Source organism: Campylobacter upsaliensis (assembly GCF_900637395.1).
In the GTDB taxonomy this organism is placed as follows: domain Bacteria; phylum Campylobacterota; class Campylobacteria; order Campylobacterales; family Campylobacteraceae; genus Campylobacter_D; species Campylobacter_D upsaliensis.
In genome coordinates this window covers 1,650,503-1,671,550 of sequence record NZ_LR134372.1, presented here as the reverse complement: position 1 = coordinate 1,671,550, position 21,048 = coordinate 1,650,503, and the positions used below count along the sequence as shown (strand labels likewise).

At 35.7% G+C, this 21,048-nt stretch carries 16 protein-coding genes; 3 read left to right on the top strand and 13 right to left on the bottom strand.

What is annotated here, in order from left to right:
• The first annotated feature begins 109 nt into the window (after positions 1 to 109).
• A complete protein-coding gene (gene ruvC / locus EL158_RS08440; RefSeq protein ID WP_027304166.1) occupies positions 110 to 589 on the top strand; it encodes a crossover junction endodeoxyribonuclease RuvC in 480 nt (159 codons plus the stop codon).
• Here ruvC and EL158_RS08620 read toward each other — a convergent pair.
• The 7 genes from EL158_RS08620 to EL158_RS08410 all read right to left on the bottom strand — a co-directional run bounded on the left by EL158_RS08620 (position 575) and on the right by EL158_RS08410 (position 7,209).
• Positions 575 to 1,741: an AlwI family type II restriction endonuclease gene (locus EL158_RS08620; RefSeq protein WP_232008208.1), complete on the bottom strand. Its 1,167-nt coding sequence runs from the start codon at positions 1,739 to 1,741 to the stop codon at positions 575 to 577. The two genes, ruvC and EL158_RS08620, sit on opposite strands and share 15 nt — an antisense overlap.
• A 19-nt stretch (positions 1,742 to 1,760) precedes the next feature.
• Positions 1,761 to 2,447, bottom strand: a complete 687-nt coding sequence (locus tag EL158_RS08615; protein ID WP_174705428.1) for a hypothetical protein — start codon at positions 2,445 to 2,447, stop codon at positions 1,761 to 1,763.
• Between the two features lie 7 nt (positions 2,448 to 2,454).
• Positions 2,455 to 3,369, bottom strand: coding sequence for a DNA adenine methylase (locus EL158_RS08430; RefSeq protein WP_027304168.1), 915 nt, complete (start codon positions 3,367 to 3,369; stop codon positions 2,455 to 2,457).
• Entirely contained in the window at positions 3,351 to 4,400 is a 1,050-nt protein-coding gene (locus tag EL158_RS08425; RefSeq protein WP_027304169.1) for a DNA adenine methylase, read from the bottom strand. Before EL158_RS08425 ends, EL158_RS08430 begins: the two co-directional genes overlap by 19 nt.
• Positions 4,400 to 5,161 carry a pseudouridine synthase gene (locus tag EL158_RS08420; RefSeq protein ID WP_027304170.1) on the bottom strand — a complete coding sequence of 254 codons (762 nt, stop codon included), beginning with the start codon at positions 5,159 to 5,161 and terminating at the stop codon, positions 4,400 to 4,402. The genes EL158_RS08425 and EL158_RS08420 overlap by 1 nt, the downstream gene beginning before the upstream one ends.
• A gap of 44 nt (positions 5,162 to 5,205) precedes the next feature.
• Positions 5,206 to 5,571 carry a hypothetical protein gene (locus EL158_RS08415; RefSeq protein ID WP_027304171.1) on the bottom strand — a complete coding sequence of 122 codons (366 nt, stop codon included), beginning with the start codon at positions 5,569 to 5,571 and terminating at the stop codon, positions 5,206 to 5,208.
• 201 nt (positions 5,572 to 5,772) lie between these two features.
• The gene (locus EL158_RS08410) at positions 5,773 to 7,209 is read right to left on the bottom strand and encodes a glutamate synthase subunit beta (RefSeq protein ID WP_027304172.1); all 1,437 of its coding nucleotides are present in this window, start codon (positions 7,207 to 7,209) and stop codon (positions 5,773 to 5,775) included.
• A 97-nt stretch (positions 7,210 to 7,306) separates the two neighbouring features.
• On the opposite strand from EL158_RS08410, the gene EL158_RS08405 reads away from it, so the two are divergent.
• Together EL158_RS08405 and EL158_RS08400 are read left to right on the top strand one after the other, a co-directional pair.
• A complete protein-coding gene (locus EL158_RS08405; RefSeq protein ID WP_027304173.1) occupies positions 7,307 to 8,290 on the top strand; it encodes a hypothetical protein in 984 nt (327 codons plus the stop codon).
• Positions 8,287 to 9,249 (top strand): DNA cytosine methyltransferase, encoded by a 963-nt coding sequence (locus tag EL158_RS08400; protein WP_027304174.1) that lies wholly within the window; start codon positions 8,287 to 8,289, stop codon positions 9,247 to 9,249. Before EL158_RS08405 ends, EL158_RS08400 begins: the two co-directional genes overlap by 4 nt.
• 10 nt (positions 9,250 to 9,259) lie before the next feature.
• Here the strand turns inward: EL158_RS08400 and gltB are convergent, their stop codons facing one another.
• The 6 genes from gltB to EL158_RS08370 form a co-directional block, all read right to left on the bottom strand.
• Positions 9,260 to 13,753, bottom strand: a complete 4,494-nt coding sequence (gene gltB / locus EL158_RS08395; protein ID WP_027304175.1) for a glutamate synthase large subunit — start codon at positions 13,751 to 13,753, stop codon at positions 9,260 to 9,262.
• A gap of 87 nt (positions 13,754 to 13,840) precedes the next feature.
• Positions 13,841 to 14,302, bottom strand: coding sequence for a hypothetical protein (locus EL158_RS08390; RefSeq protein ID WP_225532258.1), 462 nt, complete (start codon positions 14,300 to 14,302; stop codon positions 13,841 to 13,843).
• Between the two features lie 91 nt (positions 14,303 to 14,393).
• Positions 14,394 to 15,314 carry a restriction endonuclease subunit M gene (locus tag EL158_RS08385; RefSeq protein WP_225532257.1) on the bottom strand — a complete coding sequence of 307 codons (921 nt, stop codon included), beginning with the start codon at positions 15,312 to 15,314 and terminating at the stop codon, positions 14,394 to 14,396.
• Positions 15,315 to 15,425: 111 nt separating this feature from the next.
• Complete coding sequence (gene topA / locus EL158_RS08380) at positions 15,426 to 17,513, bottom strand: type I DNA topoisomerase (RefSeq protein WP_027304177.1); 2,088 nt, start codon at positions 17,511 to 17,513, stop codon at positions 15,426 to 15,428.
• Between the two features lie 115 nt (positions 17,514 to 17,628).
• Positions 17,629 to 19,641 carry a CocE/NonD family hydrolase gene (locus tag EL158_RS08375; RefSeq protein WP_027304178.1) on the bottom strand — a complete coding sequence of 671 codons (2,013 nt, stop codon included), beginning with the start codon at positions 19,639 to 19,641 and terminating at the stop codon, positions 17,629 to 17,631.
• Positions 19,641 to 20,888, bottom strand: coding sequence for an MFS transporter (locus EL158_RS08370; RefSeq protein WP_051529129.1), 1,248 nt, complete (start codon positions 20,886 to 20,888; stop codon positions 19,641 to 19,643). Before EL158_RS08370 ends, EL158_RS08375 begins: the two co-directional genes overlap by 1 nt.
• Positions 20,889 to 21,048: the final 160 nt, after the last annotated feature.

Here is a 21,048-nt window from a genome sequence, read left to right as displayed (position 1 = left end):
TTTCCTGCTTTTTGATGATTTAAGGGCGTAATTTTAGCCTAAAATTCATAAAAAAAGGTTAAAATCACAGGTTGAGAAAAACTTTTCACAATGTGAATAAAGGAAAGATGTGAAAATTTTAGGGATAGACCCGGGGAGCCGTTTTTGTGGCTATGCTATACTTGAGGTGATTAAGGGTAAAAATACTCTTATAGAAGCGGGTCTTATTAAGATCAAGCCTAGCACCTTGCAGTATCAAATCACGGAGCTTTGTGAGGGGCTTGATTTAATTTTTAAAACACATCATTTTGATGAAGTGGCGATTGAAGATATATTTTTTGCGTATAATCCACAAAGCGTTTTAAAACTCGCACAATTTCGCGGAGCTTTGAGCCTTAAAATCCTCCAGCTTCACGGCGAATTCGCAGAATACACCCCCCTACAAATCAAAAAAACCATCACAGGAAAAGCAAAGGCAAGTAAAGAACAAGTCGCTTTTATGGTAAAAAGACTGCTAGGCATTTCAAGGGACATCAAGCCTTTAGACATCACGGACGCCATAGCCATAGCCCTTACGCACGCCGCACATTTAAGATTAAAAGTGCAATAAGCTTTTCATCATCGTTTTAACGGAGCTTTGATACCACTTGCTACCCCAAGTTTCACTACTGCTAAGGGCTTGTTTAAACTTTGGCATAAGGGCGTTATAATTTAAGCAAGATTCTAAGATTTTGATTATATCATCTGTGCTTAGGGGTAGAATCTGCATTCCTTTGATATGTGTTTTATCATTTTCAAAATAGCAATTTAGCCTACTTCTAAAGTCGTTTAGGACATTTTTGTCTAAGTAGGGTGCGATAAATATGCCATAGCTTTGTGCTTGAAGCTTAGAATCTAAACTTAGCAAAAGATTCCCCAAATGTCTTGAAACACTTTCCATTTCAGCCCTGCGTTGATTTGTCTTTTCTGTTAGTGTTACTTCTATCATCAAATGATGATTATCATAAATATAAACAAAGTCCGCATTCCCTCCAACTGCGTGAGATTTTGGCAAGAGCTTAGAATCTAAACTAAGTCCTGCTTCCAAGATTCTTTCAATATTGTTATCATCAATATAGCACCAAGCCATTGCAATAATGTATTCAAAAATTGTTGGGATAGTTGCTTCTGTGGTTACTTTTTCAAAAATTTTAGAATCATTGTTTCTATCGCTAAAAAGCCTTAAAATTTCAATGATATGCTCTTTTGTAAAACGAGTTTGTAATAAATGCGTGAGCTTTTTCTTATTTAAATTTTGCTTATAGGTTTTTAAATCTTGTGGTTTTGAAATACCTAATTTTTCAAAAGATTCTTTAAAATCTTCATAATATTCACATAAAAGCTTAGATGAAATTTGACTTTTTGCTATGGTTTGTAAGATTTCATTATATTTTGTATGTTTTAAAATAAGTGTAAAAATCATATTAAGGCTGACTTTATCTTTATCAAATTCAAAAATGCCTGTGAGATTTAAATATCTACGATTTAAATCTAAATAATCATTAAGATTTGCCAAGATTCTTGCTTCAAAAATGAAGTTAAAAAATCTCTCGCCAAATTTCTCCAAACTTCCCTCACAAAATTGCTCTATATCTTTGATTTTATCAGCTTTTTTAGTGTGCTTTGTAAGATAAGGTAGATAAAGCTTTTTAAAATCCGCATATTCTTTTGAGTGAAGTAGCTTTTCTAAAATTTCAGTGTTTTTAGATTCTCTAAAAGGCAAAAATACTTCTTGCAAACTCTTAATGATATTTAGGGCAGTTTTTTTCGCCCTTTGCAGTTTTAAAATAGCTAGTGTTTAAGCTATTATTTTGCAAATCATTTAAAAAATTATCAAGCTGTAAATAATTTGCATTTTGTTGTAAAACACTTTTAAAAATTGTTTTATTTTTGATTTGCCTAATAAAATCCGCTGTATTTTCAAAATTATTTATCAGCGGCAATAGCATAAAAATCTCAAGGCTTAAACTCCCGCCAAATGCCCTAAAAACTTCTAAATATTTTTGCAATAAAAAAGGACTTTTTGAAAAATTAAGTGTAACTTTGAGAAAAAATAAAGAAATTAAATCAATTTGCAAAAATTCATTATCTATTTTATAACTTTGATTTTTAATAAGGCTTAATAGCTCATAACCTTGCGTTGTGATAATCTTATCTTTGCGTTTAATGAGATTATAATCTTCTAGTGGGGCGGATTTTACCCTCGCATCCTTTGTGCCAAGATGTGTAGTTTTATTTTTAGATTCTAAAAGGTTATGTTGCTCTAAAAGCTCTAAATATTGCAGTTGCAAATTAGAATCATTAGCCCAAGTTTCAGCTTCGTCTGCATTATGAAAAAGCTCTTCAAATAAAAGCAATTGGCTTTCAAAATTATAAAGCAGATTTTTAACCCTCAAACTTGTATTACCAAAATAATCATAAGTCATCATTATCCCCTTAGTAATTTGTAACTAGCACTTCGTTAGATTCTGCGTTTTTTGTTTGATAATTGCAGTTTTTATAGTGAAAATCTAAATAATGCACTTTAAATTTTTGGTGTTTTTCTAGCCATTCTTTTAAGATGTGATGTTCTCTATCTTTATGAAAAATAACATTTGACAAAGCAAAGCGAATATTTTTAGAATCTAAAATCCTTAAAAATTCTAATAAATCCAGCTCATCTTGCTTCCCCCAAGCCTTGTTTTCATTATAAGGAGCGGTGGCTAAAAAATAAGGCGGGTCAATATACACAAAACTTTTAGAATCTAGCATTTCTAAAGGAAAATCTCTAAAATCTTTATTAAGGATTTTAATATTTTCATCTTGTAACTTAGCGATAAAACACCTTAGTTTATCTTGCATATTGTGATTAAAATCCCTTTTTCCGCAAGGCAGATTAAATTCTCTCTTAGCATTAAATCTAATTTGATTATTAAAGGCAAAAACGATTAAGACAAATAGGTAAAAGGGATTTTTTGTTTTGTTATAGCGGTTTCTTAGGGCTAAAAAATGCTCTTTATTATAGCTTGATAAACCTTTAGCACTATCACATTGATAGAATCCATAGCCATATTTTGCGGTATTTGAGAGTTTAAATTCATCAATAATATTGTAAATTGTATTAAAAATTATTTGTGGGTTTTTTTGCTGTAAATTTTGATAAAGTTTTGTTAATTCACTCAAAGAATCATTAAGGATAATTTCTCTAGCACTCATATTTATGCCCACATTTGCCCCACCGCAAAATAAATCTAAAGCAATGTTTATATCTTTAGGAAAAAGTGGGAATAGTTGTGTCAAAAGCTTATATTTACCGCCAACATAATTAAGCGGACTAGCGATAAATCGCTTCTTTAGCGTTGTGTAAGACATATAAAAATTCTCTCTTTGTGATTAACTAACTTACCCTTTCCACTCGTAAAGGGCTTAAAATCATATTCAAATATCTGCGTTTTGCCCCTAGATTCTAAAATATCCATAATCTCCCTATCACTTAGCCTTGCGTTACTTCTAGCATTTGCACTATAAGTATTATTATAAGTAACCACCAAAACTTTGCATATCTTTGCTAAAGATTCTATCAAGTCTTTAAAAGCCTCTCTAGCCTCCACCTTGCAATATCTGCTTAGATTTGTAGGCTTTGGTTTTAGGGCTACGCCATATAACTCTGGTTTTTTGTTTAGTGCTAGATTTTCAAGCAAATGATAGAATCTGCTATATTGCCTAGAATTATAAGGTGGGTCTATAAAGGCTATGTCAATGTGTCTTTTTTGTTTTAGCAAATTTTGTGCTAAAACATTAGAATCTTCCTTATAAATCTCAATGCTTTTTTCAAGCTTTAAAGGGCTTATTAACTCATAGCTAAATCTATCTTGTAAGATAACATTTTTGCGGTAAGCATCATAATGCCCCACCGTGTTTGCCACCCTATCCACACTATAAAGCAAAGAGCTTAAAAGTATGTAAAACTCTTTTTCATTGATAGCTTTTTGGTCTAAAAGATAATCTAGCCTATCACGCACATAGCCTATTATTTTGCTATCATTTTTGCTAAAAAACTTATCCCCAAAATGCTTTGAATAATAATTTTCTTTTATATCTTTAGGCTTTAGCTTTGCAAATTCTTTTTTAAAAGATTCTAGCTTTTCTAAATCAAACAAATCTTGTGTAAAAAAGCCTTGATAAATGATGAAATTTGAGTGTAAAAAATCATTGATGATAATACTATTAAACTCTTTCTTTTTAGCAAAATACTCACTCACAACCCCTGTGCCACTAAACACATCAAAAAAGCTAAGATTTTTCCTTTCTCTATAATCAAAGCTTTTTAAAATGCTTGTATCAATAGAATCTAAAAGCCTTGTTTTAGCTCCTGTGTAGCGGCGATTTGAGAGAGAAAACATTAATATCTTATCCCATTTGTTTTTAAAAAATCGCGTAATTTTTCATACTCGCCCCTTTCTAAAAAGCGGTATTTCCCCACTTTTAGCATACCAAGCTCGACTATACCAAAAGCCACTCTTTTTAAGTCCATTACCTCTAAATCAAAATAACCAAAAAAGCGTCTAAGTTCCCTATTTTGTCCTTCATTGATCACGACTCTAAGTTTCGTATAGCCTCCGCTCCAGCCAAAAATTTCAAAGTCTAAAAAGGGTGCAAATTTCATAGAATTTATTTTTGTTTTAGCGTGTGCGCCCTTTGTGGAGTTTTGAATTTCAAGCCCATTTTGCATTGCTTCTATGACTTTTTTTGAAATTTGCCCTTTGATTTTTAAATAATACTCCCTCTCCAAATCACTATGCATTAAAGCGTCAGCTATAACGGGGCTATCTGTGAGTAGGAGTAAGCCCTCACTCGCATAATCAAGCCTCCCCACACTAAGCCAAGTGGAAAAATTTTTAGGCAAATTTTCATAGATAGTCTTTCTGCCTCTATCATCTTTACGGCTGACAATTTCGCCTTTTTGTTTGTGGTAGATGATGACGCTAAATTGCGTTTTTTTGTGAATTCTTTTGTTTTTAAGAAAAATTTTATCCTCTTCTTTGACTTCATCGCTTAATTGGGCGGTTTTTTGATTGATTTTAACTAAGCCTTGCTTGATAAGCTCATCGGCTTCGCGGCGTGAGTAAGCTGTATTGTGGGATAGAAATTTATTAATTCTCATTATAACGCCTTTTTAATGAGGCATTATAATGAAATTTGGTTAAATTAATAGGCTTTTTTCTTGCAGTCTATGTCAATTTTTTTAACCGTTACCATTTGAGGTGTGGCTTGTGGGTCTTGGGTATTAGGCTGGGTTGGAGCATTAATGTGAAACACTTCAGCCTCTAAAAAAGTGCCGACTTTTAAATCTTTAAAAGTGCCTTGCTTATCCATCCATAAAAATCCACACTCGTCCATATCAATTTGTGTATTTGGTAGAATTTTCATATTGAGCCTTTGTCCGTAAGTCGTCTCTACAAGTATGGTTTTTGAGGCGTCATTAATGTCGATAATCGTCCCATAAATATCCTCCGCATTTGCCACGCTTAAACCTAAGCTTAAAGTCGCTAAAACCGCTAATGTTTTTTTCATCTTTTCTCCTTTAAATCTTTGCAAAAATTATAAAATAATTAAGTGAAGTAAAAGTGAATTTAAAAGCATTGATTAATATTTTTAGAATAACACAAATAAAATTGTCAAATTTAAGCTAAAAATAGAATAAGGCAAAATTGAGAACAAAAAGCAAATTAAATTGCGAAAATCGTTCTCTTTGAATTTTGATAGATTGGCAAATTATTCTTTACTAAGTTTTTTATGCACATTTAAAGCACACAAAAGCCCATCTTTAATCGCCCATACGACAAGGCTTTGCCCCGTTCTTGCGTCTCCACAGGAGAAAATTTTTTCGTGTGAGCTTTGATAATTTGTCGTTGCGATATTATTTTTTGTATCAAATTTCACTCCAAAATTCGCACTTATAGCCTTTTCGCTTCCACTAAAACCCATAGCCAAAAGCACTAAATCCGCCTTATAAAGCTTTTCACTACCCTTAATTTCAACATTTTTGCCATTTTCACGCTTTAAATCACTCGCCAAAACGCCCTCAAGCTTATCCTTACCTATAAATTCTTTAGTAAGCTTTTGATACTCTCTTACATCTTTTTGATACACCGCCTTAGCCTCTTCCAAGCCATAATCTGTGGTAAAAATATCCGCCTTTAGAGGCCAAGGATTATTTTTGCTTCTTAGCTCACTTTTTTTAGGACTTCGCTCAAAACGCGTAATGCTTTTAGCTCCTTGTCTTAACGCCACTGCGATGCAATCAACGCTCGTATCACCACTTCCTATCACAAGCACATTTTTGCCCTTAGCCGTTGTGGCAGGCTTTGAGTTTTTAAGCAAAGATTTAGTATTTTCACTTAAAAAATCCATAGCAAATTTTACGCCGTTTAAGTCCTTACCCTTGATATTTAGGGCATTTGGCTCACTTGCTCCTGTGCAAAGAATAAGTGCGTCAAATTCTTTTAAAAGCTTATTTGCCTTTTCTTTGCTGTTGATATTTTGATTAAGTTTAAATTCCACTCCACTTTTTTCTAACAGGGTTATGCGTCTTTGCACCACGCTTTTTTCTAGCTTCATATCGGGTATGCCATACATCAAAAGCCCTCCAGCTTTATCACTTCTTTCATACACGCTTACTTTATAACCTAACAAATTTAAAGAATACGCACAGGCAAGCCCCGCTGGACCGCTACCTATGATGGCTATTTTTTTGCCATTATACTTTTGAGGCTTTTGAGGCGTGATGAAGCCTTCTTTAAAGGCGTTTTCCGCTAAGGCTAATTCATTATCCTTTATGCTCACACTTTCGCCATTAATCGCACACACGCAAGAATCCTCACAAGGTGCAGGACACACACGCCCTGTAAATTCGGGGAAAGGATTTGTTAATTCTAAACGCTTAAAGGCTTCTTCCCATAAAGAGCGGTAAAGCAAGTCGTTCCACTCAGGTATTAGATTATTAAGCGGACAGCCTATGTCTTTGCCCTCGCTCATTTTACCTGTATGACAAAATGCCACCCCACAATCCATACAACGCCCCGCTTGAATTTCACGCTCTTTTTTGTCTAAAGGCTTGACGAATTCTTTGAAATTCTTAATCCGCTCACTAGGGGCTATTTTTTGATTATTTGCTTTTTTAAAATCTAAAAATCCTCTCACATTTCCCATTTTTACTCCTTTATTTTTTGATTATACTCTAAATTTTTAAAATGTAGAGTGTTAAATTTAGTCTTTCTTGCTAGAATTCATTTTGTAAAGGTTAGAGATGTTAAAAAGTTTGCATACTATAAAGCTCATCAGTGTTTATTTAAGAGAAAAAGGCGTTTTAAAGCAAGAGATTATTAGCATTGAGGATATTTATCAATTTTTTATTTATTTAAAGCAAAATCCAAATAGCTTTTATACACTCTACATTTATAATTATTTATTTCACTTCATTAGTAGTGATGAGGTGGCAAAGAGAAAGACGAGTGCTAGGGTTTTTGAGGATTTACTCGCTAATATTTTTGATGCAGAGGTTGCGGATAATCAAAAGCGTTCAAATTTGGAATTTTGCGTTGGGGATTATTTTATCAATGTGAAAGATAAAATCGCAAGTAATCGCCGTGAAAAAGCGGACATCATTTTTGCTAATCATTATGCCTTTAGTGTCAAAACCTTAATTGCTAAAAATACTGAAATTAATATGGGAAGTTTTGAAAAACGCGTTTTATTTGATGGTTTAAGGGTAGATAATTATCTAAGCGAAAGAAAGTCAAGTGAGGGAGCAGGTGTAGGAAGTAAGCCGCAATTTTTAAAGCTTCTAAAGCTTATAGAAACGCTTTCAAGTTACGAAATTTTTGTAGAGAAATTTAATAAAATGGCGGAATTTATTTATGATAACGACTTGCTTTTGGCTATTAAAAATAATGAAAAAATGGAGCTTTATTTTTTTGCAGGAAGTGAAATTGTCGCACTTTTTAAGGCAAAGAGCAAAGATAAAGAAAATTTTTTAAGCATTGTAAATCGTTATGAGGGGAATTCTTTAAGGATAGATAGAAACGCTTTAATAAAGGCTTGCAAAAGAAGTGTCCTACTTGATTTTTCTCATCTTAATCACTCTGTAATGAATTTAATTAATCAATTTGACTACAAACTTCATAAAAGTTATGTGGAGTATTTTAAAGACAAAAATTCTAAAAATGAGCTTTTTGAGGACTTAGAGGCACTTTTTGACTATTTTGACACGCATTTTAAGGAGCTTAATTGAAACCTAGTGTGATAAGTTTATTTAGTGGTTGTGGTGGGCTTGATCTTGGTTTTATTAAGGCAGGATTTGAGGTCGTTTTTGCAAATGACATTGATAAAGAGGCATGCGAAAGCTATGAGAAAAATATAGGCAAACACATACTTTGCAAGGACATTTATACCCTAGATGTGAAAGAAATTCCAAACGCAGATATTTTAATCGGCGGATTTCCTTGCCTTGGCTTTACCATAGCAAATGGTAAAAATCGCGATTTAAATTCGCATTATAATAGCCTTTATTTAGAATATGCTAGAGTTTTAAAAGCCAAACAGCCTAAGTATTTTTTGGTAGAAAATGTCGCAGGAATTCAAAGTGGTAAGGCTTTTAGGGAGCATTTTTTCACGCAAATTTTACCGACTTTTGAGCGTTGTGGCTACGAATTAAAACACAGCATTTTAAATGCAAGCGATTATCAAGTTCCGCAAAATAGAAAGAGAGTGATTATCATAGGGCGTAGAAAGGACATTAAGGAAGAAATTGACTTTCCTAAGCCTTTAAATTTAAAAGCCAAAACACTTTTTGAGGCTATAGGAGACTTGCCAAAAGATTATGATGAAAATATAAGCAATCACACGGGAAGCACACATAAAATTCGCATTAATGGCTATATAGGCAATAGAGCCTTATCTTGGGATAAGCAAGCTCCTACTATTACAGGTAGAGGAAGTAGAGGAGGAGGAGCGGTAATACACCCTCACCCAAATTTACAAAGAAGACTGAGCGTAAGAGAGTGTGCGAGAATTCAAAGCTTCCCAGACGATTTTATCTTTTATGGAAGTAAGGGTGCAGCCTACGCACAAATAGGCAATGCCGTCCCACCCTTAATGAGCTTTCACATCGCAAATGAATTTAGAAAAGCATTTGACTTAAAGCCTAAGAAATTCACAGCAAAAGAGTGGAATTTACCCTATATCACTTAAAGAGGGTTAATTAGCCCCTCATCTCCTGCATAACCCTCTCAAAAGCCTTTAATTCCTGATCTTTATCGCCCTTAAAGCTTTCTAAATGCTTGAGCATTTTCTCATAATCTCTTGGCATAATTTTAAAAAAATCTTTTTTATCAAATTGATCTAAAATTCCTCTAGCCTTTTTAGAATTTGTGTAATTAATGTGCCTTTGTATCATCGTTTTAAGCTCTTTTTCATCTTTTGCATTAAGCTCTTTGATATCGATTAGCTCTTTATTCACATTTGCTTCATTGTGTCTGCCTAAGATATACACCACGCCCCCACTCATTCCAGCGGCGAAATTTGCTCCTACATCGCCAAGCACCACGACCTGCCCTCCTGTCATATATTCACAGCCATGCACTCCTGTGCCTAAAACTACGGCTTTAGCACCCGAATTTCTTACGCAAAATCTCTCTCCAGCTATCCCATCTAAATACACCTCCCCTTCGGTTGCTCCATAAAGGCAAGCATTTCCCGCGATGATATTTTCTTCAGGGCTAAAACTAGCCTCACTTGAGGTTTTAGCGATGATTTTTCCTCCGCTTAAACCCTTACCTAAATAATCATTACTATCGCCTATGATTTCTAATTTAATGCCTTTTAACAAAAATGCCCCAAAGCTGTTTCCAGCATTACCTATGGCTGTGATTTGAATTTGCTCGTCTTTCAAAGCGTTTTTTCCATAGCTTTTTAAAAGCTCACTTGAGAGCATAGTGGCAAAAGTTCGGCTTTGATTGCCTACTTCAAGGCTAAGTTTTATAGGCTTTTTATGTGCTACTGCCTTTTTACAAAGGGGCAGTAAAATTCTATAATCTATCGTTTTTTCAAGCTTATTATCCTTATGTTCTTTAAAATGCACGGCGGTTTTATTATAGGTTGGGAGGGCTTTTAAGATTTTATCTAAATTAAGCTTGTTCGCCTTTGTGCTTGTTTCTTTTTGACGGAGTTTATCCACACGACCTATCATTTCATCGACATTTTTAAAGCCTAGTCTTGCCATATATTCTCTTAATTCTTGTGCGATGAAATGCATAAAAGTAATTACCTCATCGACCTTACCCTTAAAGCGTTCCCTAAGCTTTACATCTTGCGTTGCTATCCCAAAAGGACAGGTATTAAGATGACAAACTCTCATCATCGTGCAGCCCATTACGATTAAGGGAGCAGTTGCAAAGCCAAATTCCTCCGCTCCCAAAAGAGCGGCTATGGCTAAATCGCGTCCGCTCATTAATTTTCCGTCCGTTTCTAGCCTTACCCTTTCTCTTAAGCCATTTAAAATCAAAGTTTGGTGCGTTTCGGCAAGTCCTAGCTCCCACGGAATTCCAGCGTGTGGGATGGAAGTCCTTGGGCTTGCTCCCGTGCCTCCGTCATAGCCTGAAACAAGGATTAAATTCGCTCCAGCCTTAGCCACTCCAGCTGCTACCGTGCCTATGCCATTTTCACTGACAAGCTTAACGGAAATTTTTGCATTTTGATTAGCGTTTTTTAAATCATAAATAAGCTGTGCCAAGTCCTCTATGGAGTAAATGTCGTGATGAGGTGGTGGAGAGATGAGGGTTACGCCCGGGGTTGAGTGTCTAGCCTTAGCAATCCAAGGATAAACCTTAAAGCCCATAAGTTGCCCACCCTCGCCCGGCTTCGCACCTTGTGCGACTTTGATTTGCAATTCTTTTGCGTGGTTAAGATAATTTAAATTCACGCCAAAACGCCCACTTGCCACTTGTTTGATGGCGGAATTTTTCATCAAATTTTCTTTTTCGTAGCGGCTTTCATCTTCGCCACCCTCGCCTGAATTTGACTTTGCACCGATTTGATTCATCGCCTTAGCCAAGCATTCGTGCGCCTCTTTTGAGATAGAGCCATAGCTCATAGCCCCTGTGCGAAAGCGTTTTACTATGCTTTCTATGCTTTCTACCTCATCGATGTCAATTGCCTCGCTAAAGTCAAATTCCATTAAGGATCTTAAGTGAATTTGTTTATTGTTGATAATGCGTGAATATTTTTTAAAGCTTTCATAGTCCTTATTTTTACAGGCTTGTTGAAGATGAAAAATGGCTAAAGGATCGATCAAATGCTCCTCTTTTTCACTTCTAAAGCCGTGAATTCCAAGCGAGTCTAAAGCCTTGCTTTTATCCTTAAAAGCCCCATTGTGAATTTTTAGCGTTTCTTTTTCTATATCTTCTAAATCAATGCCCTCAATGCGTGAAGTTGTGGAGCTAAAGTATTTTTCCACAATTTTAGAATTGATACCAAGACACTCAAAAAGTGCCGAGCCGTTGTAGCTTTGTAGAGTGGAAACGCCCATTTTGGAGGCGATTTTCACTATACCAGCCGAACTTGCTTTGATGAAATTACCCACAGCTTTTTGATAATCAAGCTTCAATTCTTTCTTGTCGATTAAATCCTTAATGCTCTCATATACCAAGTAAGGATTTATCACTGTCGCACCATATCCTAAAAGACAGGCAAAATGATGAATTTCTCTAGGCTCTGCACTTTCTAGCACTATACTCGTATGCGTTCTTAAACTCTTTCTTACTAAGTAATTATGCAGTCCAGAAACGGCAAGTAAGGACGGGATATAAGCCATTTTTTCACTCACGCCTCTATCGCTTAAAATCACGACACAAACACCCTTTTTAATCTCAGCTTCCACCCTTTCAAAAAGCTCTTCTAAAGCACTTTCAAGGCTTTTTTTCTTATGATCGTAAAGGATAGAAAATTCCTTAACCTTGAAATTTTTTAGATTTTTAATCTTAAAAAGCTCTTCATTGCTAATAATAGGAAGTTGAATTTTAACCCTGTTGGCATTGCTTTCATTAGGCTTTAAAAGATTACCCTCGCGACCTAGATAAATTCTTGTTGAAGTAACAATCTCCTCACGCAAGGCATCAAGGGGAGGGTTAGTTACTTGTGCAAAAAGTTGTTTAAAATAATTAAATAAAGGCTGATACTGCTTTGAGAGCACCGCTAAAGGCGTATCCACGCCCATAGCTGCTAAGGCTTCTTTACCCGAATTTGCCATAGCTAAGACGCTTAATTTTAGCTCATCATAACTCCAGCCAAAAGCCTTTTGCAAACTTAAAATTTCATCTTGTTTTAAAAAATGATGCTTGTAGTTTTGATCTTCTTGATTTTCAAGGCGGATTAAATTCTCAAGCCATTTTTTATAGGGCTTGGCGTTAGCGTATTGTTCTTTAATCTCATTATCAGCGATGACTCTGCCTCTTGCTGTATCTACAAGCAGAAGTTTGCCCGGCTCCAAACGCTTCTTAGCCTTGATGTTTTTCTCATCGATTTTAAGCGCACCTGTCTCACTAGAGAGGATTAAAAAATCATCTTTTGTAAGATAATATCTTGACGGACGAAAGCCATTTCTATCCAAACTCGCCCCCATAATCACCCCGTCTGTGAAAACAATAGCCGCAGGTCCGTCCCAAGGCTCCATTAAAACAGAGTGATACTCATAAAATGCCCTTTTTGCACTAGGCATATTTTCGTTTCTATGCCAAGGCTCAGGCACCATCATCATAAAAGCTTCTTCTAAAGAGCGTCCGTTTAAGGCAAGGAATTCTAAGGTATTATCAAACATTGCCGAGTCGCTACTAGGCTTTGCTATAATGGGAAAAAGCTCCTCTAAATTTTCAAAATAATCACTTTGCATTAAGCCTTCTCTAGCCTTGATACTATGCACATTGCCGTTAATGGTATTAATCTCGCCATTATGCACCATATATCTATTTGGGTGCGCTCTCTCCCAGCTTGGGAAGGTATTAGTCGAAAAACGCGAATGCACTAAAGCGATGGCGGATTTCATATTGACATCTTTAAAGTCTAGGTAAAAATCACTTAGTTGTGTTGAAAGTAGCATTCCCTTATAAACTATGGTGCGTGAAGAAAAGCTTGAAAAATAGAATTTCGGCACATTAAAAGCCCTTTTTTCAATCAAACGCCTTGCCGTATAGAGCAAACGCTCAAATTCAAGCCCAGCCGCCACTTTCGCAGGTCTTTTCACAAAGGCTTGTAAAAAATAAGGCATAGCCTTAAGCGCACTTTCTCCTAAATCGCTAGGATTAAAAGGCACCGCCCTAAAGCCTAGAAATTCCAAATTTTTCTCCTTAAGTCCCTCTAAGAAAAGTTTTTTAGCCTCCTCTTTAGCGTCTAAATTTGGAGATAAAAACATTTGAGCCACAGCATAATCGCCCTTTTTTGGTAATTCAAAGCCTAAATCTTGCGTTTTGAAAAAATCGTGCGGAATTTGTATAAGTATGCCAGCACCATCGCCTGAATTTTCTTCAGCTCCAGCCCCTCCTCTATGCTCTAAATTCATCAAAATTTCCAAAGCATCGCAAATGACCTTATAAGAGGCGATCCCGCGTATATTTGCCACAGCAGCGATCCCACAGGCATCGTGTTCATTTTTAGGGTCGTAAAGTCCCAAATTTTGGTTATTTTCTAGGGGATTTAAGTGCATTTTGCCTCCTTTAAATTTGTCATTTTTTCGATTATAGCATACTTGCACTCTTATTTTTAGTGTATTTGGTTAAATTTTGGCTTTTTATTATGGTTGATAATTGGGGGGAATTAGATTTTTTTTAATGATTTTTTTATTAATACTCATTTTCTTGTAAAACATATCAACCACCTCTTTTCTCGTGCAAATTTTTTGCATATTTTCAGGCTTAAAGTCCCACTTATAGCCTACTCCTGTGCCTCGCTCACCTCTAGGATGCAAAAGATGAAAATTGATGGTAGAAATTTTTTCAAGTCTCATATAAAGATCATTAGGAGCTACACCTATAAAGCATATATAATCACACTCAGGCGTGTCTTTAATGCTTTCATTTTGAAATTTACCATTGACATCAAGGCTGGAGGTTTTTATTTCGATTTTAATTCCATTAATTTGTATATCCCAAGCACCTTGATCGCCGTCTTTATAGATAAGAGAAATGTTTCTTTCCTTTGCAAAAATGTCTCTAATAAGCCTTTCTTTAAAATTGCCCCTTTTATCAATTTGCAAATATCTTATTTTAATGTATTTAGAATCGCTTTTCCATTTGGTAGTTTCATTAACTTCCGCTTCAATTTCAGTAAAAACGCTTTATGCTATTTTATAAAGATCCATTTGTCTCGCTTTCATCATAAATTCCTTGCTCTATCAAGGCTTTTTCGATTAAAGAGCTGCGAAGATTAAGGCTTGAATTTGTGCTTAGTATCACGACCCCATAGCCTCTTCTGTGAGGCAGACTTTCAAAATTTTCATAGCTTTTCATTTGGGGTTTATTTTTGGAGTGAAAACAGGTGCTTGGTAGATAAAGATCGCATTTGTAAAGCATAGCTTTATTTCTCGTGCTACTTGGTGTGCCTCCGTCACTTAGGGAGTAAATTTTGATGAAATTTTTGCAAGTTTTTGCTTTTTTGGCTTTGAATTTTAAAATATTTTGTTCCAAAAGCGTATTTTTAACCCAAATTTGAAAAAGGGTCGCCACTTCCACCTCTTTGCCATTAGGGTAAATAAAGCTATTTAAAGGTAGTTTTTCGCTATATGCTAGGGTGTAGCCACGCACTCTTTTTTTAGGGCTTCCTTTGCCATCACTATCAAAAAGCGGGGGCAATATAAAGGCTATAAAATCGGCAAAATGATAAGCGTGATTAATAAAACGCAAGGCTAAATTCCCTCTTAATCCAAAGGGCGGATTGCCTAAGATGAGGTATTTCCCCTCTTTTTTAGGGGTAAAATTTAAAAAATTTTCACATAGAATTTCTTTATTTTTATAGGTTAAATCTATCCCTATCCTTGAATTTTTAGGCATCAAATCATAAAAGCTTAAATCTCCACAACTAGGCTCTATAAACACATATTCCCCCACATCAATGTTATGTTGATTTAAAAAGTCCATAAGCTTTTTGTAGCAGTATTTTGCACTTTCTTTTTTGGTAAAAAATTCGTTATGGCTTCTGTAATTTTCTTTTTCAAGAGTATATTTATTTCCTAGTAAGAAATTTAAATCGTGCTTATATTCATCAGGCACTTTTTTTTAGATTTTCCTAGCGTTTTAATGTGCCCGTGTGAAGTTCTAGTTTTTCGGCGATTTCTTTTAAGCTTAAGCTTTCTTTTAGCTCTTTAAAAAGCTCATTAGCACTCATTGCAATTCCCTCTTAACCTTACACTTCACGCACTCTAAAAAAGTGCCTTTTTTAAGCTCTTTAATGACCATCATTTCGCCACATTTCTCGCATTTTTCCTTGCTTGGTTTGTAATTTGAGACAAAATCACATTTTGGGTAATGATTACACCCATAAAATTTCCCCCTCCTTGAAAAGCGTTCCACCACTTCGCCATTTTCACATTTAGGGCATTTGACCCCTATGCCATTTGCTTTTTTTGTTTCCTTTTTCTCTGTGTTATCTTCCTTTAAATTCCTTGAATAGCGGCATTTTGGAAAGGCAAGACAAGCGATAAATTCCCCATATCTGCCCTTACGCACGGCTAATTCACTCCCACATTGCGGACATTTTTCATCAAGTTTAGTGAAGGTTTTTTGACTTTTGATTGTGCTTTTACCCTCTTCGATTTTTCGCATAAAAGGATAGTAAAACTCCCGCAAAGTCTCCTGCCAGTCGGCTTTATTTTCTGCGATTTCATCAAGGGTATTTTCTAAATTTGAAGTAAAATGACTATCGACTATGTCGCTGAAATTTTTTTCTAAAAGCTCGGTAACGCTAAAGGCGATTTCATTTGGCACGAGCTGTTTTTTCTCTATGACTACATAATCCCTCGCACTTAAAATCGAAATTGTCGGCGCATAGGTTGAGGGGCGTCCTATGCCTAGGCTTTCAAGCTTTTTGACAAGTCCTGCTTCAGAATACCTTGAAGGAGGCTCGGTGAAGTGATTTGACATTGAAAGCTTTTGCGTTTTTAGCACCTCTGCTTTTTTAAATTCGGGTAAAATCTTGTCCTTATCCATATCCCCATACACCTTATAAAATCCCTCAAATAATACTCTCCTCCCACTGATTTTAAATAAAGCTCTCCCCCCCCTTACAAAAACGCCCTCACTTTGCGAAAGGGCAGGGTTCATTTGACAGGCTAAAAAGCGGTTGTAAATGAGAGTATAAAGCCTTAATTCATCTTTTTCAAGGTATTTTGCGGCAAGTTCAGGCGTAAAGCTTAAATTCGTAGGACGGATAGCCTCGTGAGCTTCTTGTGCGCCCTTGCTTTTAGTCGTATAAATGTTTTCTTTACTTGGTAAATACTCCTTACCAAAATGCTCTTTGATGAATTCCCTCGCCCCTTTCACAGCTTCTTTAGCTAAGTTTAAACTATCCGTTCTCATATAAGTGATAACACCCATCGTGCCTTGATGTGTTTTCACGCCCTCATAAAGCTTTTGCGCTATCATCATCGTTTTTTTAGGCGTGAAACCAAGGCGATTACTCGCACTTTGTTGCAGTGTCGAGGTCATAAAAGGCGGCGGCGGGGCGATTTTACGCTCTTTGCTTTCTATCTTTTCTACGATAAATTGTGCTTTTTGACACTCTTCTAAGATGAGTTTGGCGCGGTCTTTGTTTGTAAGGCTTAGTTTTTCAAGCTTTTTTGCGTCAAATTCGACTAATTCCGCTTCCAAATCTTTACTAAAAATCATATCGATACTAAAATACTCAAGCGGCACAAAGGCACGGATTTCTTTTTCTCTATCGACTATGATTTTAAGTGCGGCACTTTGCACCCTACCTGCACTTAAGCCTCTTTGAATTTTTTGTCCTAAAAGGGGGCTTAGTTTGTAGCCGACTATTCTATCAAGCAAACGCCTAGTTTGCTGGGCATTGACGGAATTTATATCGAGCTTTCTAGGGTTTTTAAGTGCGTGTTCTATGGCGTTTTGAGTGATTTCGTGAAAGACTATGCGAGGCAGGGAGTTTTCATCTTTACCTATGGCTTTAGCGATGTGATAGGCTATAGCCTCGCCCTCTCTATCCTCATCGGTTGCTAGATAAACTTGCCCCGCCTTAGCCGCTTTTTCTTTTAACTCCTTAACTAAGGCACTATGATCTTTTGAAATTCTATACTCTGGCACGAAATGATCTTCTTCTATCTTTATCCCAAAGCTTGTCTTTGGCAAGTCTCTAATGTGTCCTTTTGAGGCTATGACTTCATATTTATTACCTAAAAAATTGCTTATAGTTCTTGCCTTTGCGGGAGACTCCACGATGATTAAATCTTTTTTCATTTTGTTATACCTTCATAAATCAAAAGCCAAATTTAGCTAAAAATGTTTAAAAATTTACTTATAGTGAGCACTTGGGTGAGTTTAAAAGGCTAAATTTTGTAAATTTAGCCTTGATTTAGAGACTTTTTCTTGGAGTTTTGTGGTTGTAGTTTTTGTTAAAGACAAGCTTATCATTTTCTTTAACTTGCATTGCTCCTTTGATGTAAAAATACTCTTTATCGCTTGTTTGCGTTAAGATAATATCGGCATCCATCATACAATTTTCTCTACCGATTTTCATTTTTTGCGTAATGGTATATTTTGCACTGAGTGGGTCTTCGTTTTGGAGGGTTAATTCTCTTTTAAGGTTGTGTTCGACCAAAACATCAATTTCGTCAAAGCGATAAACCCCCTCGCCAAAGACTCCTCCAACTCCGTCTGTTATGTAGGTAAAAGTATCGCTTAAAATATCATAGCTTACACTCCTATCGACCTTGCCTTCCTTAAGGATAGTAAGGGAAGTTAAGGCGGCACTTTGTGCATCAAAATCGACCTTGTTGCTATCTTTTCCGCTAAAAATAGGAAGAGCAAATTCACACGCACTTAAATCCAAATTTAAGGTCGCATTTTCTGGCATAGGCCAAAACATAGGCCAAAAAGTCGTTGCTAGGGAGAGTCTTAATTTAGAGCCTTTAGTAAAGCGATGTCCACAGCAATCAAGTCTTAATTCCCTTTCCACAAATTCATTTTTTGTTAAAGGTTTGAATTCGCTTTTTTCCTGATTGAGAGCTAGATTTAGTACTCCATAACTCACCCTTTGCACGAAGCCGTCTTCTCTTACTTCACTAAGTTGGGCAAAAAGCATAGCTTTTTCTTTGTCGCTACTTAGTCTTATCTTTAATAAAGGATAGCCCAAAACATCGACATCATTTTCTAAGATTTCACTTTCAAAAATGACAGCTAACCCATCATCAAGCCTCTGATCTGCTGGACTTTCTCCTAGAACTCCAGCTCCCATCCATTCGCCTGCTAAAAGTCCGTGATTTTGTGGAGTGTTAATTTTGATAAATTCTTTACTTTTACTAGAGCTTAAGCGATAAGGATTTAAAAAATAATTTGTGTTATTAATATCCTTGCTTGGATAATTTTCAAGTCCCACAAAACGCCCTTTCACTTCGCTAACTTTTGCACTTGGTTTTAAGGATTTTTCAATATAAGCTTGAATCATAGGGCAGTCAAGAGTATCATTTTCTACATCTTTTAGCCATTTATCCCACCATTTTAAAGCCTCTCCTAAAAAATTTATCGCAGGATTTGGAAAGCCATCGTGCGGATACACATGCGCCCAAGGACCGATAATAGCCTTTCTTGGCACTTTTAAGCCTTGCATAAGTGTAAAAACAGGATTTGTGTAAGAGTCCGCCCAACCATCTAGTGCAAAAACTGGCACTTCTATCGCTGCATAGTCCTCACTGACAGAGCCGTGCTTCCAATAGTCGTCCTTTAAGGGATGTTCCATCCATAAAGTAGGCCATAAAGGCATATTTTCAAGTCTATTGAGCCATTTTTCTCTGCCATTTGGATCGATTTTTGGATCGACAAAGCGTGCTTGATAGGCTAACATAATGTTTCCCCACCAAAAATTATCATTAAGCAAACAACCGCCCTTATAATGAATATCTTCATTAAATCTATCATCAGTAAAGCCCACAACTATAATGGCTTTTAAATGTTTTGGTCTTCTAGCTGCGACTTGTAGGGAATTAAACCCTCCCCACGACTTACCCATCATACCGACCTTTCCATTACACCACTCTTGCTTCGCAATCCACTCTATAACTTCTAGTGCGTCATCTTGCTCTTGTTTTAAATATTCATCTTTTAAAAGTCCATCAGACTCCCCACTTCCTCTCATATCAACTCTTACAACAGCATAGCCATTTCCCGCAAAATAGCCGTGCATAGGTTCATCTCTCGTTCTTGTTCCGTCATTTTTTCTATAAGGGATATATTCTAAAATGGCTGGGAATTTCTCATCGCCTTGCGGAAGCCAAATGCGTGCTGAAAGCCTAATTCCATCGCTTAAGCTAATCCACTCATTTTCTATAGTTTTGACTTGAAATTTAAAGTCTTTTATAATTTTTTTCATCATTTCTCCTTTTTATTGAATTTCTTAATCCACATCGCACAAAAGATTACGCCTAAAATCGCCATCGCAATCATAATGCTAAAATAATAATGATAGCCCTTAACCCCTGGATATCGGTCGAGTAAATCTCCTGCTAAAAGTGGAGCAAACACTTCAGGCAAATATCCAAAAGTAGAAACGATACCTATGGCTATTCCCGTTAAGTGCATAGGAATTTTTCCTTCGCTAAGTAAAGAATAATAAATACCAAAATTTGAATACATTGCCACATAAACAACGACACAAGCACTTGTTAAAATCGCCATTTGTAAAAATCCACTTAAAGACGCACTTAGCATTAAAAATGCTACTCCTATGCCCATAGTGATGAAACCTATCATCATTACCTTAGCTTTTCCATAACCATCTGCTACAAAGCCTCCTACTATCGATGAAACTGGGCGGATATAGGAGGCTAAAACCGTTAAGATTGCCGCAAATACAGCAGAAGTGCCAATGATATTACTTGCAAAAGGTGTGAAATAATAAAAACTCATATTAAAAAAATAAGTACAAAAAGTGATACAAACGATGAGCCAAAGTGCGTGATTTTTCAATAAAGTCAACAAATCTTTCATTTTTAATTTTTCACTTTCTTCTTTAACCTCATCTTTTAATAAAAAAAATAATAAAATCGCACTGAAAATAGGTGCTAGAGAATAAAACACAATAACCATTTCTATGCCTTGAGCCGCCAAAGCTTTAGATTGAAAATAGCCAAATATGCTTGTCGCAATTGCTAGATGTATAGCACTCACAACGCCCCTTCCTCCCTCAAATATCCCATAAGCTCTAGCTTGCTCCTTAGAATTTGCTAGAGAGCGGACGATTTTGATTAAAGAGGGCCAAAAAGTCAGTAAGGAAGTAATCCCCCAAATTCCATAAATCACAAGCAAAGAATTTAAAGAAGTAAAATATAAATGAAGCAGTCCTCCACAGCCTGTGGCAATCAAGGAAAAAATTAATAATTTCTTAGCCGCAAAACGATCTGCTAAATATCCGCCTAAAGCATAAGAAAAAAGCCCTAGTAAACCATACGCACTTCCTAAAAGTCCCATTTCAAAGTTATTTAAGTGATAAAGCGTCATATAATCATCATAATAATATTTTCTAAAATAAGGCAAACCATAAATAATAGAACCGCAAAAAGAAAGTAAAGTTAAGGTAAAAAAATTCTTTTTTAAGGTATTTTTCTCGGCTTTTTTCATCATCGATCCTTTTTTAATTGGTGTATTTTACTCTTAATTTTTACATAATTTTTGAATTTTTTTTAAGCTTTTTGAAAATCAAAGGAGATTAAATTAAAATTGTGTATCTTATTTACACATTTTAATAATGATTGTGTAAGCTTTCTTCATCTTCTATTAA

Bases quoted from the DNA above. Each gene is read 5' to 3' on its own strand.
- EL158_RS08430 (WP_027304168.1), bottom strand. From the start codon at position 3,369: ATGTCTTACACAACGCTAAAGAAGCGATTTATCGCTAGTCCGCTTAAT.
- EL158_RS08415 (WP_027304171.1), bottom strand. From the start codon at position 5,571: ATGAAAAAAACATTAGCGGTTTTAGCGACTTTAAGCTTAGGTTTAAGC.
- EL158_RS08405 (WP_027304173.1), top strand. From the start codon at position 7,307: ATGTTAAAAAGTTTGCATACTATAAAGCTCATCAGTGTTTATTTAAGA.
- gltB (WP_027304175.1), bottom strand. From the start codon at position 13,753: ATGCACTTAAATCCCCTAGAAAATAACCAAAATTTGGGACTTTACGAC.
- EL158_RS08615 (WP_174705428.1), bottom strand. From the start codon at position 2,447: ATGATGACTTATGATTATTTTGGTAATACAAGTTTGAGGGTTAAAAAT.
- topA (WP_027304177.1), bottom strand. From the start codon at position 17,513: ATGAAAAAAGATTTAATCATCGTGGAGTCTCCCGCAAAGGCAAGAACT.
- EL158_RS08370 (WP_051529129.1), bottom strand. From the start codon at position 20,888: ATGAAAAAAGCCGAGAAAAATACCTTAAAAAAGAATTTTTTTACCTTA.
- EL158_RS08375 (WP_027304178.1), bottom strand. From the start codon at position 19,641: ATGAAAAAAATTATAAAAGACTTTAAATTTCAAGTCAAAACTATAGAA.
- EL158_RS08425 (WP_027304169.1), bottom strand. From the start codon at position 4,400: ATGTTTTCTCTCTCAAATCGCCGCTACACAGGAGCTAAAACAAGGCTT.
- EL158_RS08420 (WP_027304170.1), bottom strand. From the start codon at position 5,161: ATGAGAATTAATAAATTTCTATCCCACAATACAGCTTACTCACGCCGC.
- EL158_RS08410 (WP_027304172.1), bottom strand. From the start codon at position 7,209: ATGGGAAATGTGAGAGGATTTTTAGATTTTAAAAAAGCAAATAATCAA.